The organism is Rhizobium sp. Rhizsp82, assembly GCF_047325115.1.
GTDB lineage: Bacteria > Pseudomonadota > Alphaproteobacteria > Rhizobiales > Rhizobiaceae > Rhizobium.
Genome location: NZ_CP168570.1, coordinates 2,330,886 through 2,347,188 on the forward strand (window position 1 = coordinate 2,330,886; position 16,303 = coordinate 2,347,188).

Here is a 16,303-nt window from a genome sequence, read left to right on the forward strand (position 1 = left end):
CCTGGCAGCGGTCATGTTGCAGAATAAGGTTTGTTTGCCGCCATCCGGCGAACGGGAAACAGGACTGAGTGACGATGGCAAAACTGAAGATTGACGGTAACGAGATCGAGGTCCCGGATCACTACACGCTCATCCAGGCGTGTGAGGAAGCCGGCGCTGAAGTTCCGCGTTTCTGCTTCCATGAGCGGTTGTCGGTCGCCGGCAATTGCCGCATGTGCCTTGTCGAAGTGAAGGGTGGCCCGCCGAAGCCGCAGGCTTCCTGCGCCATGGGCGTGCGCGATATCCGCGGCGGCCCGAACGGTGAACTGCCCGAAGTCTTCACCAACACGCCGATGGTCAAGAAGGCCCGCGAAGGCGTGATGGAATTCCTGCTGATCAACCATCCGCTGGATTGCCCGATCTGCGACCAGGGCGGCGAGTGCGACCTGCAGGACCAGGCGATGACCTTCGGCATCGACACCTCGCGCTACCAGGAAGACAAGCGCGCCGTCGAGGACAAGTATATCGGACCGCTCGTCAAGACGGTTATGAACCGCTGCATTCACTGCACGCGCTGCGTCCGCTTCACCACCGAAGTGGCCGGCATCTCCGAGCTCGGCCTGATCGGCCGCGGCGAGGATGCCGAAATCACCACCTATCTCGAGCAGGCGATGACGTCCGAGCTGCAGGGCAACGTCGTTGACCTCTGCCCGGTCGGCGCGCTGACCTCCAAGCCTTTCGCCTTCACGGCCCGTCCGTGGGAACTGAACAAGACGGAATCGATCGACGTCATGGACGCGCTCGGCTCTGCGATCCGCGTCGATACGCGTGGCCGCGAAGTCATGCGCGTCATGCCGCGCGTCAACGAGCAGATCAATGAAGAGTGGATCTCCGACAAGAGCCGCTTCATCTGGGACGGCCTGAAGACGCAGCGCCTCGATCGTCCTTACGTCCGCAAGGGCGGCCGCCTGCAGGCGGCAACCTGGGCCGACGCCTTCGGCGCCATCAAGACGGCAGTCGCCGGCACGACGGGCGAGAAGATCGGCGCAATCGCCGGCGACCTCGCAACCGTCGAGGAAATGTACGCATTGCAGGAACTGGTGAAGTCGCTCGGTTCCGAGAACCTCGACTGTCGCCAGGATGGGACGGCACTTGATCCGTCGCTCGGCCGCGCAAGCTACCTCTTCAACCCGACGATCCAGGGCATCGAAGAAGCAGACGCGCTCCTCATCATCGGCGCCAACCCGCGCTTTGAAGCCGCCGTTCTCAACGCCCGCATCCGCAAGCGCTGGCGCCGCGGCGGTTTCCCGATCGGTGTGATCGGCGAAGCCGGCGAACTGCGCTACGACTACGAATATCTCGGCGCCGGTCCGGATACGCTGAAGGATCTCGTCGACGGCAACCATGCCTTCGCCAAGGTTCTCGCTGACGCCAAGAAGCCGCTGATCATCATCGGCCAGGGCGCCCTCTCGCGCGCTGATGGCGCAGGCGTCCTCGCCAGCGCCGCCAAGCTCGCAGGCGCAGTCGGCGCTGTTGCTGAAGGCTGGAACGGCTTTGCCGTCCTGCACACGGCAGCCGCGCGCGTCGGTGGCCTCGACCTCGGCTTCGTTCCGGGCGCCAAGGGCGTCGATGCCGCAGAGATGCTGTCCTCCATGGACGTGCTCTTCCTGCTCGGCGCCGACGAACTCGATTTCACCAAGAAGGCTGCGAAGTTCGTGGTCTATATCGGCTCGCACGGCGACCAGGGCGCGCATAACGCCGACGTCATCCTTCCGGCTGCTGCCTATACCGAAAAGTCCGGTACCTGGGTCAACACCGAAGGCCGCGTTCAGATGGGCAACCGCGCCGGCTTCGCACCGGGCGACGCTCGCGAAGACTGGGCGATCCTGCGTGCTCTCTCCGACGTGCTCGGCAAGAAGCTTCCCTTTGATTCGCTTGGCGAATTGCGCGGCAAGCTCTATGCGGCATTCCCGCATTTCGCAGCCATCGACGAGATCGCCGAAAGCGACAGCGCCAAAATTGCCGCAGTTGCGAAAAAAGCCGGGAAGATGAACAAATCCGGGTTTGCTTCACCGGTCAAAGACTTCTATTTGACGAACCCGATAGCGCGCGCCTCGGCTGTCATGGCCGAGTGCTCGGCATTGGCCCGCAACAACTTCAAAGTCGCGGCAGAGTAAGGGCAGGGGACTATGGAATCGTTTGTTTCAACTTATGTCTTGCCTGGCCTTCTAATGGTCGGTCAGTCGCTGCTGCTCCTGGTCTGCCTGCTGGTCTTCATCGCATACATTCTGCTTGCCGACCGTAAGATCTGGGCAGCCGTTCAGCTGCGCCGTGGACCCAATGTGGTTGGTCCCTTCGGCCTTTTCCAGTCGTTTGCCGACCTTTTGAAGTTCGTCTTCAAGGAACCGGTCATTCCGGCCGGCGCCAACAAGGTCGTCTTCCTGCTGGCACCGCTGGTGACCGTGCTTCTGGCACTGTCCACCTGGGCCGTAATCCCGTTCTCCAACGGCTGGGTGATCGCCAACATCAATGTCGGCATTCTCTACATCTTCGCGATCTCGTCGCTCGAAGTGTACGGCATCATCATGGGCGGCTGGGCTTCGAACTCGAAGTATCCGTTCCTCGGCGCGCTCCGCTCTGCTGCGCAGATGGTGTCCTACGAAGTCTCGATCGGCTTCGTCATCGTCACCGTTCTTCTCTGCGTGGGTTCGCTGAACCTGACGGATATCGTCATGGCGCAGCAGACCGGTCTCGGCACCAAGCTCGGCCTGCCCAGCTCGTTCCTCGACTGGCACTGGCTGTCGCTGTTCCCGATGTTCATCATCTTCTTCATCTCGGCGCTCGCTGAAACCAACCGTCCGCCCTTCGACCTTCCGGAAGCGGAATCGGAACTGGTTGCCGGCTTCATGGTCGAATACGGTTCCTCGCCGTACATGATGTTCATGCTCGGCGAATATGCGGCCGTCTGCCTGATGTGCTCGCTGACGACGATCCTCTTCCTCGGCGGCTGGCTGCCTCCGGTTGATTTCTGGCTCATCAATTGGGTCCCGGGCATCATCTGGTTCATGCTCAAGTCGTGCCTGGTGTTCTTCATGTTCGCGATGGTCAAGGCATTCGTGCCGCGCTACCGCTACGACCAGCTGATGCGCCTCGGCTGGAAGGTCTTCCTTCCGCTGTCGCTCGCCATGGTCATTATCGTTGCATTCGTGCTGAAACTGACGGGATGGGCATGATCATGACATCCCTCGTTTCCGGCAAATTTGGAGGTTGAAGATGGCAAGCTTGTCAAACACCGTCAGCTCGCTGTTCCTCAAGGAATTCGTCGGCGCATTCTTTCTGTCGATGCGCTACTTCTTCAAGCAGAAGGCGACGATCAACTACCCGTTCGAAAAGGGTCCGGTTTCTCCGCGCTTCCGCGGCGAACACGCGCTGCGCCGTTATCCGAACGGCGAAGAGCGCTGCATCGCCTGCAAGCTCTGCGAAGCGATCTGTCCCGCTCAGGCGATCACCATCGAAGCTGGCCCGCGACGCAATGACGGCACCCGCCGTACGGTGCGTTACGACATCGACATGGTGAAGTGCATCTACTGCGGCTTCTGCCAGGAAGCCTGCCCGGTCGATGCGATCGTCGAAGGCCCGAATTTCGAATTCGCCACGGAAACCCGCGAAGAGCTTTACTTCGACAAGCAGCGGCTTCTCGACAATGGCGACCGGTGGGAACGCGAAATCGCGCGCAATATCGCGATCGACGCGCCGTACCGCTGATTGAAATTTGAAATGCCGCAGGGCAGGCGACAGCCGCCCGCGGTCAACATGCACCGGAGCTTTGCCGGCCCTTCAGGGTAGACGGAGCTTCATCGGGCAGGGAAACTCCCGGCTGCCCGGGGGAAGATGAAAAAGGCACCAACATGGGTCTGCAGGCTCTATTTTTCTATCTTTTTGCCTTCGTCGCGGTCGCGTCGGCGTTCATGGTCATCTGGGCAAAGAACCCGGTTCACTCGGTTCTGTTCCTCATCCTGACCTTCTTCAATGCCGCGGGCCTCTTCCTGCTGCTTGGCGCCGAGTTCCTGGCGATGATCCTGCTGGTCGTTTATGTCGGCGCGGTCGCGGTTCTCTTCCTCTTCGTAGTCATGATGCTCGACATCGACTTCACGGAGCTGCGCGCAGGCGTTCTCGAATATGCGCCGATCGGCGCGCTGATCGGCATCATCCTAGCCGCTGAGCTGATCATCGTCATCGGCGGCAGCGTGATCTCGCCCGAGATCGCCAAGACCGTCGCCATGCCGATCCCGGCTCTGACGGAGCGCACCAACACGGCGGCGCTCGGTGACGTGCTCTATACGAACTACGTCTACTTCTTCCAGATCGCCGGTCTGGTCCTTCTCGTCGCGATGATCGGTGCGATCGTGCTGACGCTGAGGCACCGCACCAACATTCGCCGTCAGAATATTTCCCAGCAGGTTGCCCGTACGCCGGCGACCGCCGTCGAGGTGGTCACCGTCAAGCCGGGGCAGGGCCTCTAAGCGCAGGGACAAGGAACAAGAACATGGTCATCGGTCTTTCCCATTACCTGACGGTCAGCGCCATCCTCTTCACGCTCGGCGTCTTCGGCATCTTCCTGAACCGCAAGAACATCATCGTCATTCTCATGTCGATCGAGCTGATCCTGCTTGCGGTCAATATCAACATGGTCGCCTTCTCGTCGTTCCTCAACGACATCGTCGGCCAGGTCTTCGCACTTTTCATTCTGACCGTCGCGGCTGCGGAAGCGGCCATCGGTCTTGCAATTCTCGTTGTCTTCTACCGCAACCGCGGTTCGATCGCGGTCGAAGACGTCAATATGATGAAGGGCTGAGCGGCTCATGTTCCTCTATAAGGCTATCGTCTTTCTTCCCTTGATCGGCGCAATCATCGCCGGCCTTTTCGGCCGCGCGATCGGCGCCAAGGCATCGGAATATGTCACCAGCGGCCTGATGATCATCGCCGCCGCTCTCTCCTGGTACGTCTTCTTCACGGTGGCCCTCGGCCATCCGGAAGGCGCGATCAAGGTTGAAGTCCTGCGCTGGATCCAGTCCGGCGGCATCGACGTCTCCTGGTCCCTGCGCATCGACACGCTGACCTCGGTCATGCTGATCGTCGTCAACACGGTCTCGACGCTCGTGCACATCTACTCGATCGGGTACATGCACCACGACCCGCATCGTCCGCGCTTCTTCGCCTATCTGTCGCTCTTTACCTTCGCCATGCTGATGCTGGTGACCTCCGACAACCTGCTGCAGATGTTCTTCGGCTGGGAAGGCGTTGGTCTGGCGTCCTATCTGCTGATCGGCTTCTGGTTCAAGAAGCCGTCGGCTTCGGCTGCGGCGATGAAGGCCTTCATCGTCAACCGCGTCGGCGACTTCGGCTTCGTGCTCGGTATCGCAGGCGTCTTCGTTCTCTTCGGCGCCATCAACTTCGACACGATCTTCGCCAACGCTGCGAACTTCGCGCCGCATGAAGGTGCAGAAGCTGCCAGCGAAGTCGTTCTCAACCTCTTCGGCATGCAGCTCGACAAGACGCATGCGCTGACCGCCGTCTGCCTGCTGCTCTTCATGGGTGCCATGGGTAAGTCGGCTCAGTTCCTGCTGCACACCTGGCTGCCGGACGCCATGGAAGGCCCGACGCCGGTTTCGGCGCTCATTCATGCCGCGACCATGGTTACCGCCGGTGTCTTCCTCGTCGCCCGCATGTCGCCGCTCTTCGAACTGTCGCATGATGCGCTGACCTTCGTCACCATCATCGGCGCGATCACTGCCTTCTTCGCGGCAACGGTCGGTCTCGTTCAGAACGACATCAAGCGCGTCATCGCCTATTCCACCTGCTCGCAGCTCGGCTACATGTTCGTGGCGCTCGGAGTAGGGGCCTATGGTGCCGCGATCTTCCATCTCTTTACGCACGCCTTCTTCAAGGCACTGCTCTTCCTCTGCGCCGGTTCGGTTATCCACGCCGTCGATGGCGAGCAGGACATGCGTTACATGGGCGGCCTGCGTCCGCACATCAAGGTCACGTTCTGGATGATGATGATCGGTACGCTCGCCATCACTGGCGTCGGCATTCCGTTCACTCCGATCGGTTTTGCGGGCTTCTTCTCGAAGGACGTGATCATCGAGGCTACCTACGCGTCGCACTCGCCGGCTGCAGGCTTCGCCTTCACGCTGCTCGTCATCGCCGCTCTGTTCACCAGCTTCTATTCCTGGCGCCTGATCTTCCTGACCTTCTTCGGCAAGCCGCGCGCTTCCCACGAAGTCATGCATCACGTCCATGAATCGCCGCAGGTCATGCTGGTGCCGCTCTACATCCTGGCAATCGGCGCAGTCTTCGCCGGCTTCCTCTTCGAGGGCCGCTTCTATGGCGAAGAATATGCCGAATTCTGGAAGGGCGCGCTGTTTACCTCCAAGGAAAACGAACTGCTGGAGCACTTCCATCACGTTCCGGCCCTGGTCGCGCTCAGCCCGTTCATTGCGATGGTCATCGGCTTCGTGACCGCCTGGTACATGTACATCAAGTCGCCGTCGACGCCGCGCGTTCTCGCGCAGCAGCACCGCGTCCTCTACCAGTTCCTGCTCAACAAGTGGTACTTCGACGAACTCTACGACTTCCTCTTCGTCCGCTCCGCCAAGGCTCTTGGCAACTTCCTGTGGAAGAAGGGTGACGTCGGCGTCATCGATACCTACGGCCCGAACGGCATTGCCGCCCGCGTCGTCGATGTCACGAACCGCGTGGTCCGCCTGCAGACCGGTTACCTCTATCACTACGCCTTCGCGATGCTGATCGGCATTGCAGCGCTCGTTACCTGGATGATGCTCGGGAGTTCCTTCTGATGACCGATTGGCCTATTCTTACAACGGTCACCTTCCTGCCGCTCGTCGGCGTGGTGCTTCTGCTGCTGATGAATGAAAGCGGCCCGAACGGCCGCCGCAACGTGCTCAACATCTCGTTGATCACGACGATCGTCACGTTCCTGCTGTCGCTCCTCATCTGGACTGGCTTCGATAACGCCAATCCGGGCTTCCAGATGGTCGAGAAGCACGCCTGGCTCGGTACCGGCATCGGCTACCATGTCGGCGTCGACGGCATCTCGATGCTGTTCGTCATCCTGTCGACCTTCCTCATGCCCTTCTGCGTGCTGGCAAGCTGGCTCTCGATCGAGAAGCGCCTGAAGGAATACATGATCGCCTTCCTCATCCTCGAAGTGATGATGGTCGGTGTCTTCGTGTCGCTTGATATCGTGCTCTTCTACGTCTTCTTCGAAGCCGGCCTCATCCCGATGTTCCTGATCATCGGTGTCTGGGGAGGCGCGAACCGCGTCTATGCGAGCTACAAGTTCTTCCTCTACACGCTGCTCGGCTCGGTGCTGATGCTGCTCGCCATCATGGCGATGTACTGGCAGGCCGGCACGACCGATATCTCGGCGCTGCTCGCCTACAAGTTCCCGCCGCAGATGCAGACATGGCTATGGCTGGCCTTCTTCGCCTCCTTCGCTGTCAAGATGCCGATGTGGCCGGTTCACACCTGGCTTCCCGACGCGCACGTTCAGGCGCCGACGGCCGGGTCCGTCATCCTGGCAGGCGTGCTCCTGAAGCTCGGCGGCTACGGCCTGATCCGCTTTTCGCTCGGCATGTTCCCTGTTGCCTCCGACTTCTTTGCGCCGATGGTCTTCGCACTGTCCGTCATCGCCATCATCTACACCTCGCTGGTGGCGATGATGCAGGACGACATCAAGAAGCTGATCGCCTACTCGTCGGTAGCGCACATGGGCTACGTGACCATGGGCATCTTCGCCGCCAACATGCAGGGCGTTCAAGGCTCGATCTTCCAGATGCTGTCGCACGGCATCGTCTCTGGCGCGCTCTTCCTCTGCGTCGGCGTCGTTTACGACCGAACCCATACCCGCGAGATCGCGGCTTACGGTGGTCTGGTCAACAACATGCCGAAATACGCAGTGGCGATGATGGTGTTCACCATGGCCAATGTCGGTCTGCCGGGCACCTCGGGCTTCATCGGCGAATTCCTGACCCTGATCGGCGTCTTCCGCGCCAATACCTGGGTTGCACTCTTCGCTGCCACCGGCGTCATTCTGTCGGCTGCCTATGCTCTGTGGCTCTATCGCCGCGTGATCTTCGGTGCGCTTGAAAAGGAAAAGCTGAAGGCTCTGCTCGATCTTTCGCCGCGTGAGCAGATGCTGCTCTACCCGCTGATCGCGCTGACCATCTTCTTCGGTGTCTATCCGGCTCCGGTCTTCGATGCGACGGCCGCTTCGGTTGACATGCTGGTGAACAATTATACGGCCGCCGTACACGCAGCGCAGAACGTTGCGCTGTCGATGAACTGATGACGGGACTTTTTGGACATGACCGCTGAAACCATTCTTGCAAGCCTGCATCTCACCGCGCCGGAGCTGATCCTCGCGGTAGGCGCCCTTGTCCTGCTGATGATCGGTGTCTTCACGGGCGAGCGGTCCGGGCGTCTGGTGAGCGTGCTCGCCATGATCCTGTTCGCGGCTGCGGCTCTCTGGCTGATCTTCATCCCGTCCAACGGCCTCGCCTTTGGCGGCGTCTACAAGGCGGACGGCTTCTCCCGCTTCATGAAGGTGACGGCGCTGACCGGCTCCTTCGTGGCGCTCTTCATGTCGCTCGGCCACGCCAAGGAAAACCAGCTCGACAAGTTCGAGTTCCCGGTTCTCCTCGTGCTCTGCACCCTCGGCATCATGCTGATGATCTCGGCAAACGACCTGATCGCGCTCTATCTCGGCCTCGAGCTGCAGTCGTTGGCGATCTACGTCGTCGCTGCGATCAACCGCGATAGCGTCAAGTCGACGGAAGCCGGCCTGAAGTATTTCGTGCTCGGCGCGCTGTCCTCGGGCATGCTGCTTTACGGCATGTCGCTGGTCTATGGCTTCACCGGCCATACGCACTTCGCCGATATCGCCCAGGCGCTCAATGTCGAAGGCGCGCGTTCGCTCGGCCTGATCTTCGGCCTGGTCTTCATCCTCGCCGGTATCGCCTTCAAGATCTCGGCCGTGCCGTTCCACATGTGGACGCCCGACGTTTACGAAGGTGCGCCGACCCCGGTCACCGCCTTCCTGGCGAGCGCTCCGAAGGTTGCCGCCATGGCCATGATGACCCGTATCGTCATCACCGCCTTCCAGCCGATCATGGCTGACTGGCAGCAGGTCGTGGTCTTCATCTCGATCGCCTCGATGCTGCTCGGCTCCTTCGCCGCTATCGGCCAGAAGAACATCAAGCGACTGATGGCCTATTCGTCGATCGGTCACATGGGTTATGCGCTGGTCGGTCTTGCAGCCGGCAACCAGACGGGCGTCTCCGGCGTCATGCTCTACATGGTCATCTACATGGTCATGACACTCGGCTCCTTCGCGATCATCATGTCGATGCGCCGCAAGGATGGCACCGTCGTCGAAGCGATCGACGATTTGGCTGGTCTCTCGAGCACCAACCCATTCATGGCGACGGTTCTCACCATCCTGATGTTCTCGCTTGCCGGTATCCCGCCGCTCGCTGGCTTCTTCGCGAAGTACTTCGTCTTCGTCGCAGCCATCGAAGCCAAGCTCTATGCGCTCGCCATCATCGGCGTTCTCGCATCGGTCGTCGGCGCCTACTACTACCTGCGCGTCATCAAGCTGATGTGGTTCGATGAAGCCAAGGGTGAGTTTGCCCGCGTCTCCGGCGCCCTCAAGCTGGTTTACGGTCTCTCCGGCCTGTTCGTTCTCGCCTATGTTCTCATCGGCGGTCCGATCGGCGGCGCGGCTGAGCTGGCGGCAGCGACGCTGTTCTGATGATGTCTCCAGCGCGGCGCCGGATATCGCTCGGCGATATCAGGCACGAAGCCCTGACGGAGACACCTTCGACCAACACAGAATGCCTTGCCCGGGCCCGGGCAGGGGACCCCGGCCTCCTCTGGGTGACCGCGGTCAGGCAGACCGGCGGCCGCGGCCGCCGCGGACGCCCCTGGGTCTCCGAACCCGGCAATCTCTATTCTTCCCTTCTCCTGATCGATCCTGCTCCGATGGAGCGCATGGGATCCCTGCCGCTGGCGATTGCTGTCGCCGTCCATCAGGCGATCCGCCAGGTTTTGTCGCCCGGCGCAGAGCCGCTCGAGGTCAAATGGCCGAACGACATCCTGATCGGACGCAAGAAGACCTGCGGCATCCTCGTCGAAGGCGAGCAGCTGCCGGACGGGCGCTATGCGCTGGTGATCGGCATCGGCATCAATGTCTCGGTCATGCCTGACAACCCGATGTATCCGGTGACATGTCTGCGCGAGCAGGGCAGCTCGGCCTCGCCCGAGGAGCTCTTCGCCCATCTCTTTGCCTCGATGGCCGAAGTGCTGGATGTCTGGAACGCCGGGCGCGGCATCAAGGAAATCACCGCGCGCTGGCGCGAGGTAGCCTGCGGCGTCGGCGAGAAGATTACCGTGAATTTACCGGACAGGTCGATTTCCGGCCATTTCGCTGGAATTGATGATAATGGGCTGTTGATGCTCGATACCGGCGCAGGCAGGATGATGCGGATCGCCGCCGGCGACGTTTTCTTTGGATAGTAGGACCTAATGGCGAAACAAGACGAACTGGTATTTCTTCCGCTGGGCGGCGTCGGCGAGATCGGCATGAATCTCGCTCTGTACGGCTATGGCCCTGCGGATCACCGCCAGTGGATCATGGTCGATTGCGGCGTGACCTTCCCGGGTCCAGACCTGCCGGGCGTCGATCTCGTGCTGCCCGACATCCGCTATCTCGCCACCGAGCGCAAAAGCCTGAAGGCGATCATCATTACCCACGCGCACGAAGATCACTACGGCGCGCTAGCCGATCTCTGGCCGGGCCTCAATGTTCCCGTCTATGCCTCGCCCTTTACCGCGGGCCTGCTCGAAGCCAAGCGCAATTTCGAGAAGGACGCGATCGGCGAAGTGCCGGTGACGATCTTCAAGGCCGGCGACACGATCAATGTCGGCCCCTTCAGCATCGAAGGCGTGGCCGTCAACCACTCGATCCCCGAGCCGATGTCGCTGATGATCCGCACGCCGCTCGGCAATGTCATTCACACCGGCGACTGGAAGATCGACCACGAGCCGTCGCTCGGGCCGCTGACCGACGAGAACCGCTTCCGCCAACTCGGCGACGAAGGCGTTCTGGCGCTGATGTGCGATTCCACCAACGCCCTGCGCGACGGCGTCTCGCCCTCGGAGAAGGACGTCTCGGAAAGCCTGCGCAAGATCATCGAGAATGCCGAGGGACGCGTGGCGATCACCACCTTCTCCTCGAATGTCGGCCGTATCCGCACCGTCGCCGAGGCCGCCGAAGCCGCCGGCCGCGAAGTGCTGCTGCTCGGCAGCTCGCTGAAGCGCGTCGTCGACGTCTCGCGCGACATCGGCATCATGGAAGGCATCAAGCCCTTCATCTCCGAAGACGAATACGGCTACATCCCGCGCGACAAGGTCGTGGTGATCCTGACCGGCAGCCAGGGCGAACCGCGCGCCGCACTCGCCAAGCTCTCGCGCGACGAGATGCGCAATGTGGCGCTCGCCGCCGGCGATATCGTCGTCTTCTCCTCGCGCGCCATCCCGGGCAACGAGAAGGCGATCCAGGACATCAAGAACGGCCTCGTCGAGCAGGGTGTCCACATCATCACCGACGGTGAAGCGCTGGTCCACGTTTCCGGCCATCCGCGCCGTAACGAGCTGCAAAAGATGTATCAGCTGGTTCGCCCGAGGATCGTCGTGCCTGTCCACGGCGAGGCGACGCATCTGACGGCGCACAAGGAACTGGCGGAGCAGTCCGGCATCGCAAGCGTGCCGCGCGTGCGCAACGGCGACATCCTGCGTCTGGCACCTGGTCCGGCCGAAGTCATCGACGAAGCCCCGCATGGCCGCATCTACAAGGACGGCTCGCTGATCGGTGATTTCGACGAGATGGGTATCGGCGAGCGCAAGAAGCTCGCCTATGTCGGTCATGTCGCCGTCAACGTTGTGCTCGACAGCCGCTACGACATCATCGGCGAGCCGGATCTCGTCGCCATCGGTCTACCCGTCTATGACGATGAAGGCGACGAGATGGAAGACACGCTGTTCGACGCCGTCATCGGCGCCGTCGAGAGCATTCCGCGTGCCCGCCGCAAGGATCTCGACATGGTGCAGGAAGCGATCCGCCGCGCGGTTCGCGCCGCCGCCAACCACGCCTGGGGCAAGAAGCCCGTCGTCACAGCTTTCCTGACCAAGGTCTGATCATGCTCGGCCGCGTCAATCACATCGCGATTGCCGTCCCCGATCTCGCCGCCGCGACGGCAAGCTACCGCGATACGCTCGGCGCCAGCGTATCGGCGCCGCAGCCTCTGCCGGAGCACGGCGTCACCGTCGTCTTCGTCGAGCTCGACAATACCAAGGTCGAGCTCTTGGAACCGCTCGGCGAAAACTCGCCGATCGCCGCCTTCCTCGAAAAGAGCCCGTCGGGCGGCATGCACCACATCTGCTACGAAGTCGCCGACATCACCGCCGCACGCGATCACCTGATCACCTCAGGGGCGAGGGTGCTCGGCAACGGCGAACCGAAGACCGGCGCCCACGGCAAGCCGGTGCTCTTCCTGCATCCCAAGGATTTCTTCGGCACGCTGATCGAGCTGGAGCAGGTCTGACGGCCGCCTCTGCGGCAGAGTGACCTAGTCCCCAGCATTGGTCGCGGCGTGATTTGAGCTTTGCGCCATTCCACTCTATAAGCGCGGCGTTGCGATGGTCGTAACGCGATTTGGGACCCGCCATGCTGCAGATTTTCCTACAGGGCTTCGCCGTCTATTTCATCGTCTGGTGGCTCACGCTATTCGCCGTTCTGCCGATCGGTCTGCGCACCCAGGCGGAAGACAACGAGGTGGTGCTCGGCACGGTTCCGAGCGCTCCGGCGCGCTTCCGGCCGCTCTTCGTCTTCTCGCTGACGACGGTGATTTCGGCGATCATCTATGGCACCTGGTACGTGTCTTCGACCTATTTCGGCTGGGGCTTCGATGCCCTGCCGCAGATCGGCCCGAGCTTCAATATCGAATAGGGCTTTTGCTCAATCTTTGAGCATATGTGTTAGCGCCAGCGAAAATGCCGTCATACGGCTGTCATCAACATGATGCAAAGAGCTCACGCGGCGGCAGCGATGTCTGCCGTTACGTCAATTCTCTGATGTTCACGTTAGGGAAGGGGCCGAAAAACCAAAAAAAAACAAGGCTAAAAGCCTTGTTTTAAGTATCGCGTGATCTGTAACCGTTGCCGGGGCTGCGACGAGCGCGCCTAAGATCTGATCCTCCCAAGACTTGACCGCGAATTGGCAAGAATTTATCTCCTTGCCTGTTTTGTGAGCTGAAACTAGCTCAAAGATTGGGCTTTGTCACCAGCTTTTTTTGCATTTTTGCTACAGTCGGGCAAAAAATTCCTGTTGACAAGATTTTGATGCAAGCCCTTATAAATGCGCGATTTTTTCTACATTTGCGTTTTCCGGACGCCAACTTGCGTCTGCGGAAGGCTGCTTGCGCTGCTCGCGGGTTTCTTTCCGGCTGCGAAGCAGCTATGAACGCTCCCACCATTAACGAACGCCGTCGATTCCGCGATTGAAGTGGAATCCCAACTGCTCTGGAATCCGCCATGCGTCTGTCCCGCTACTTCCTGCCCATCCTGAAGGAAAACCCCAAGGAGGCGGAAATCGTCTCCCACCGGCTGATGCTGCGCGCCGGCATGATCCGCCAGCAGTCGCAGGGCATCTATTCCTGGCTGCCGCTCGGCAAGCGTGTTCTCGACAAGGTGAACAACATCATCCGCGAAGAGCAGAACCGCGCCGGCGCCATCGAGCTGTCGATGCCGACGCTGCAGTCCGCCGAGCTCTGGCAGGAAAGCGGCCGCTACGACGCCTACGGCAAGGAAATGCTGCGCATCAAGGACCGCCAGGACCGTCCGATGCTCTACGGCCCGACCAACGAGGAAATGGTCACCGACATCTTCCGGGCCTACGTCAAGTCCTACAAGGACCTGCCGCTCAACCTCTACCACATCCAGCTGAAGTTCCGCGACGAGATCCGTCCGCGCTTCGGCACCATGCGCTCGCGCGAGTTCATGATGAAGGATGCCTATTCCTTCGATCTGACGAAGGAGGGGGCGATCCACTCCTATAACAAGATGTTCGTGGCCTACCTGCGCACCTTCGACCGTCTCGGCCTGCGCGCCATCCCGATGCGCGCCGATACCGGACCGATCGGCGGCAACCACAGCCACGAATTAATCATTCTTGCCGACACCGGCGAGTCCGAAGTGTTCTGCCACAAGGATTTCGTCAATTTCGACATCCCGGAAGCCGACACCGATTTCGACAGCGTCAAGGGTCTGGAAAGCGTCTTCGACAAGTGGACGTCGCTCTATGCCGCGACCTCCGAAATGCACGATGAGGCTGCCTTCGACGCGATCCCCGAAGGCGAACGCCTGTCGGCCCGCGGTATCGAAGTCGGCCACATCTTCTATTTTGGCACGAAATATTCCGAGCCGATGGGCGCCAAGGTCCAGGGTCCCGACGGCAAGGAACACAATGTTCACATGGGTTCCTACGGCATCGGCCCGACACGCCTTGTTCCCGCCATCATCGAAGCATCGCATGATGAGAACGGAATCATCTGGCCGGCCTCCGTCGCGCCGTTCGATGCGATCGTGATCAACATGAAGGCCGGCGACGCCGCCTGCGACAGTGCCTGCGAGAAGATCTACGCAGCGCTCTCCAAGGGTGGCAAGGACGTCCTCTATGACGACACCGACGATCGCGCCGGAACGAAGTTTGCGACGGCTGACCTGATCGGCGTTCCCGTTCAGATCATTGCCGGCCCGCGCGCGGTCGCGAACGGCGAAGTGGAAGTCAAGGACCGCAAGACGGGCGCCCGCGAGACGATGACCATCGACGCGGCAATCAATAAGCTCTTGGGCTGATAACGGAGGCGAAATGGCAGAGGCAGCAGTGGACAAGCGGGGTTCGAAATCCGGCTTCGGTCCGGCGAGCAAGCCATTTTCCACCTTCGAACGTATGGTCGCCTGGCGCTATCTGCGCGCCCGGCGCAAGGAAGCCTTCATTTCGGTCATCGCCGGCTTCTCCTTCGTCGGCATCATGCTCGGCGTTGCGACGCTGATCATCGTCATGGCGGTGATGAACGGCTTCCGCACTGAGCTGATCTCCCGCATCCTCGGCATCAACGGCCACATGATCGTCCAGCCGGTCGATGCGCCCTTCACCGATTATGCGGCGCTGACGGAAAAGTTCGCCGCCGTTCCCGGCATTCGCATGGCCCTGCCGCTTGTCGAGGGACAGACGCTGGCCTCCGGTCAGGGCGGTGCTGGCACCGGCGCGCTGGTGCGCGGCATTCGCCCTGAAGATCTGACCAAGCTGAAGACCGTTTCCGACAACATCAAGTCGGGCGACCTCGTCGGTTTCATGTCCGGGCAGGGCGTGCTGATCGGCTCCGGCATGGCCAACCAGCTCGGCCTGCAGGCGGGTGATACGATCACGCTGATCTCGCCCGAAGGTGACGTCACGCCGATGGGCATCAATCCGCGGGTCAAGTCATATACGGTCTCCGGCATCTTCGAGATCGGCATGTCAGAATATGATTCCGCCATCATCTACATGCCGCTCGAGGAATCGCAGCTCTATTTCAATTCCGAAGGGCTGGTGCAATCGATCGAACTCTTCGCCAGCAATCCAGATGACATCGACAATCTGAGGCCGAAGGTGGAGGCTGCCGCCGGCCGCCAGATCGCCATCACCGACTGGCGCCAGCGCAACCAGACCTTCTTCTCGGCCCTCCAAGTCGAGCGCAACGTCATGTTCATGATCCTGACGCTGATCGTTCTCGTCGCGGCGCTGAACATCATCTCCGGCCTGATTATGCTGGTGAAGGACAAGGGCAGCGACATCGCCATCCTGCGCACCATGGGGGCGAGCTCCGGCGCCATCATGCGCATCTTCTTTATGACCGGGGCTGCGATCGGCATCGTCGGCACGCTCGCCGGCGTGCTGCTCGGCGTCGTCGTCTGCATCAATATTGAGTCGATCCGCCAGTTCTTCTCCTGGGTCACCGGAACGATACTCTTCAATCCGCAGCTCTACTTCCTGAGCCAGCTGCCGGCGCAGATGAGCGTCAGCGAGACGACTTCGGTCGTCATCATGGCTCTGACGCTGTCTTTTCTTGCGACCATCTTCCCGGCCTGGAGGGCTTCACGGCTCGATCCGGTGCAGGCGCTGCGCTACGAATAAGGAATG

Annotated in this window: 14 protein-coding genes; all 14 read left to right on the forward strand. The window is 60.9% G+C overall.

Annotation, left to right across the window (positions count from 1 at the left end; genetic code table 11):
* Positions 1 to 74 precede the first annotated feature (74 nt).
* A complete protein-coding gene (nuoG, locus tag ACEN84_RS16395; RefSeq protein WP_413709277.1) occupies positions 75 to 2,156 on the forward strand; it encodes an NADH-quinone oxidoreductase subunit NuoG in 2,082 nt (693 codons plus the stop codon).
* A gap of 12 nt (positions 2,157 to 2,168) precedes the next feature.
* Positions 2,169 to 3,212 carry an NADH-quinone oxidoreductase subunit NuoH gene (nuoH, locus tag ACEN84_RS16400; protein ID WP_112720473.1) on the forward strand — a complete coding sequence of 348 codons (1,044 nt, stop codon included), beginning with the start codon at positions 2,169 to 2,171 and terminating at the stop codon, positions 3,210 to 3,212.
* A 40-nt stretch (positions 3,213 to 3,252) separates the two neighbouring features.
* Positions 3,253 to 3,744 carry an NADH-quinone oxidoreductase subunit NuoI gene (gene nuoI, locus ACEN84_RS16405; RefSeq protein WP_112720472.1) on the forward strand — a complete coding sequence of 164 codons (492 nt, stop codon included), beginning with the start codon at positions 3,253 to 3,255 and terminating at the stop codon, positions 3,742 to 3,744.
* Positions 3,745 to 3,887: 143 nt separating this feature from the next.
* Positions 3,888 to 4,502 carry an NADH-quinone oxidoreductase subunit J gene (locus tag ACEN84_RS16410; RefSeq protein WP_112720471.1) on the forward strand — a complete coding sequence of 205 codons (615 nt, stop codon included), beginning with the start codon at positions 3,888 to 3,890 and terminating at the stop codon, positions 4,500 to 4,502.
* Positions 4,503 to 4,525: 23 nt separating this feature from the next.
* On the forward strand, positions 4,526 to 4,834 hold the full coding sequence (nuoK, locus tag ACEN84_RS16415) for an NADH-quinone oxidoreductase subunit NuoK (RefSeq protein WP_018900202.1): 309 nt from the start codon (positions 4,526 to 4,528) through the stop codon (positions 4,832 to 4,834).
* A 7-nt stretch (positions 4,835 to 4,841) separates the two neighbouring features.
* Positions 4,842 to 6,839, forward strand: a complete 1,998-nt coding sequence (gene nuoL, locus ACEN84_RS16420) for an NADH-quinone oxidoreductase subunit L (RefSeq protein WP_112720470.1) — start codon at positions 4,842 to 4,844, stop codon at positions 6,837 to 6,839.
* Positions 6,839 to 8,350 carry an NADH-quinone oxidoreductase subunit M gene (locus tag ACEN84_RS16425; protein ID WP_199628740.1) on the forward strand — a complete coding sequence of 504 codons (1,512 nt, stop codon included), beginning with the start codon at positions 6,839 to 6,841 and terminating at the stop codon, positions 8,348 to 8,350. Before nuoL ends, ACEN84_RS16425 begins: the two co-directional genes overlap by 1 nt.
* Positions 8,351 to 8,368: 18 nt before the next feature.
* On the forward strand, positions 8,369 to 9,814 hold the full coding sequence (gene nuoN, locus ACEN84_RS16430) for an NADH-quinone oxidoreductase subunit NuoN (RefSeq protein ID WP_112720491.1): 1,446 nt from the start codon (positions 8,369 to 8,371) through the stop codon (positions 9,812 to 9,814).
* Complete coding sequence (locus tag ACEN84_RS16435) at positions 9,814 to 10,578, forward strand: biotin--[acetyl-CoA-carboxylase] ligase (RefSeq protein WP_413709278.1); 765 nt, start codon at positions 9,814 to 9,816, stop codon at positions 10,576 to 10,578. The genes nuoN and ACEN84_RS16435 overlap by 1 nt, the downstream gene beginning before the upstream one ends.
* Positions 10,579 to 10,587: 9 nt before the next feature.
* Positions 10,588 to 12,258 carry a ribonuclease J gene (locus ACEN84_RS16440; protein ID WP_413709279.1) on the forward strand — a complete coding sequence of 557 codons (1,671 nt, stop codon included), beginning with the start codon at positions 10,588 to 10,590 and terminating at the stop codon, positions 12,256 to 12,258.
* Between the two features lie 2 nt (positions 12,259 to 12,260).
* On the forward strand, positions 12,261 to 12,665 hold the full coding sequence (gene mce / locus ACEN84_RS16445) for a methylmalonyl-CoA epimerase (RefSeq protein WP_413709280.1): 405 nt from the start codon (positions 12,261 to 12,263) through the stop codon (positions 12,663 to 12,665).
* 122 nt (positions 12,666 to 12,787) lie between these two features.
* Complete coding sequence (locus tag ACEN84_RS16450; RefSeq protein ID WP_199628736.1) at positions 12,788 to 13,069, forward strand: DUF1467 family protein; 282 nt, start codon at positions 12,788 to 12,790, stop codon at positions 13,067 to 13,069.
* A 584-nt stretch (positions 13,070 to 13,653) separates the two neighbouring features.
* Complete coding sequence (proS, locus tag ACEN84_RS16455) at positions 13,654 to 14,976, forward strand: proline--tRNA ligase (RefSeq protein WP_413709281.1); 1,323 nt, start codon at positions 13,654 to 13,656, stop codon at positions 14,974 to 14,976.
* A 13-nt stretch (positions 14,977 to 14,989) separates the two neighbouring features.
* Positions 14,990 to 16,297: a lipoprotein-releasing ABC transporter permease subunit gene (locus tag ACEN84_RS16460; RefSeq protein ID WP_199628735.1), complete on the forward strand. Its 1,308-nt coding sequence runs from the start codon at positions 14,990 to 14,992 to the stop codon at positions 16,295 to 16,297.
* Positions 16,298 to 16,303 lie beyond the last annotated feature (6 nt).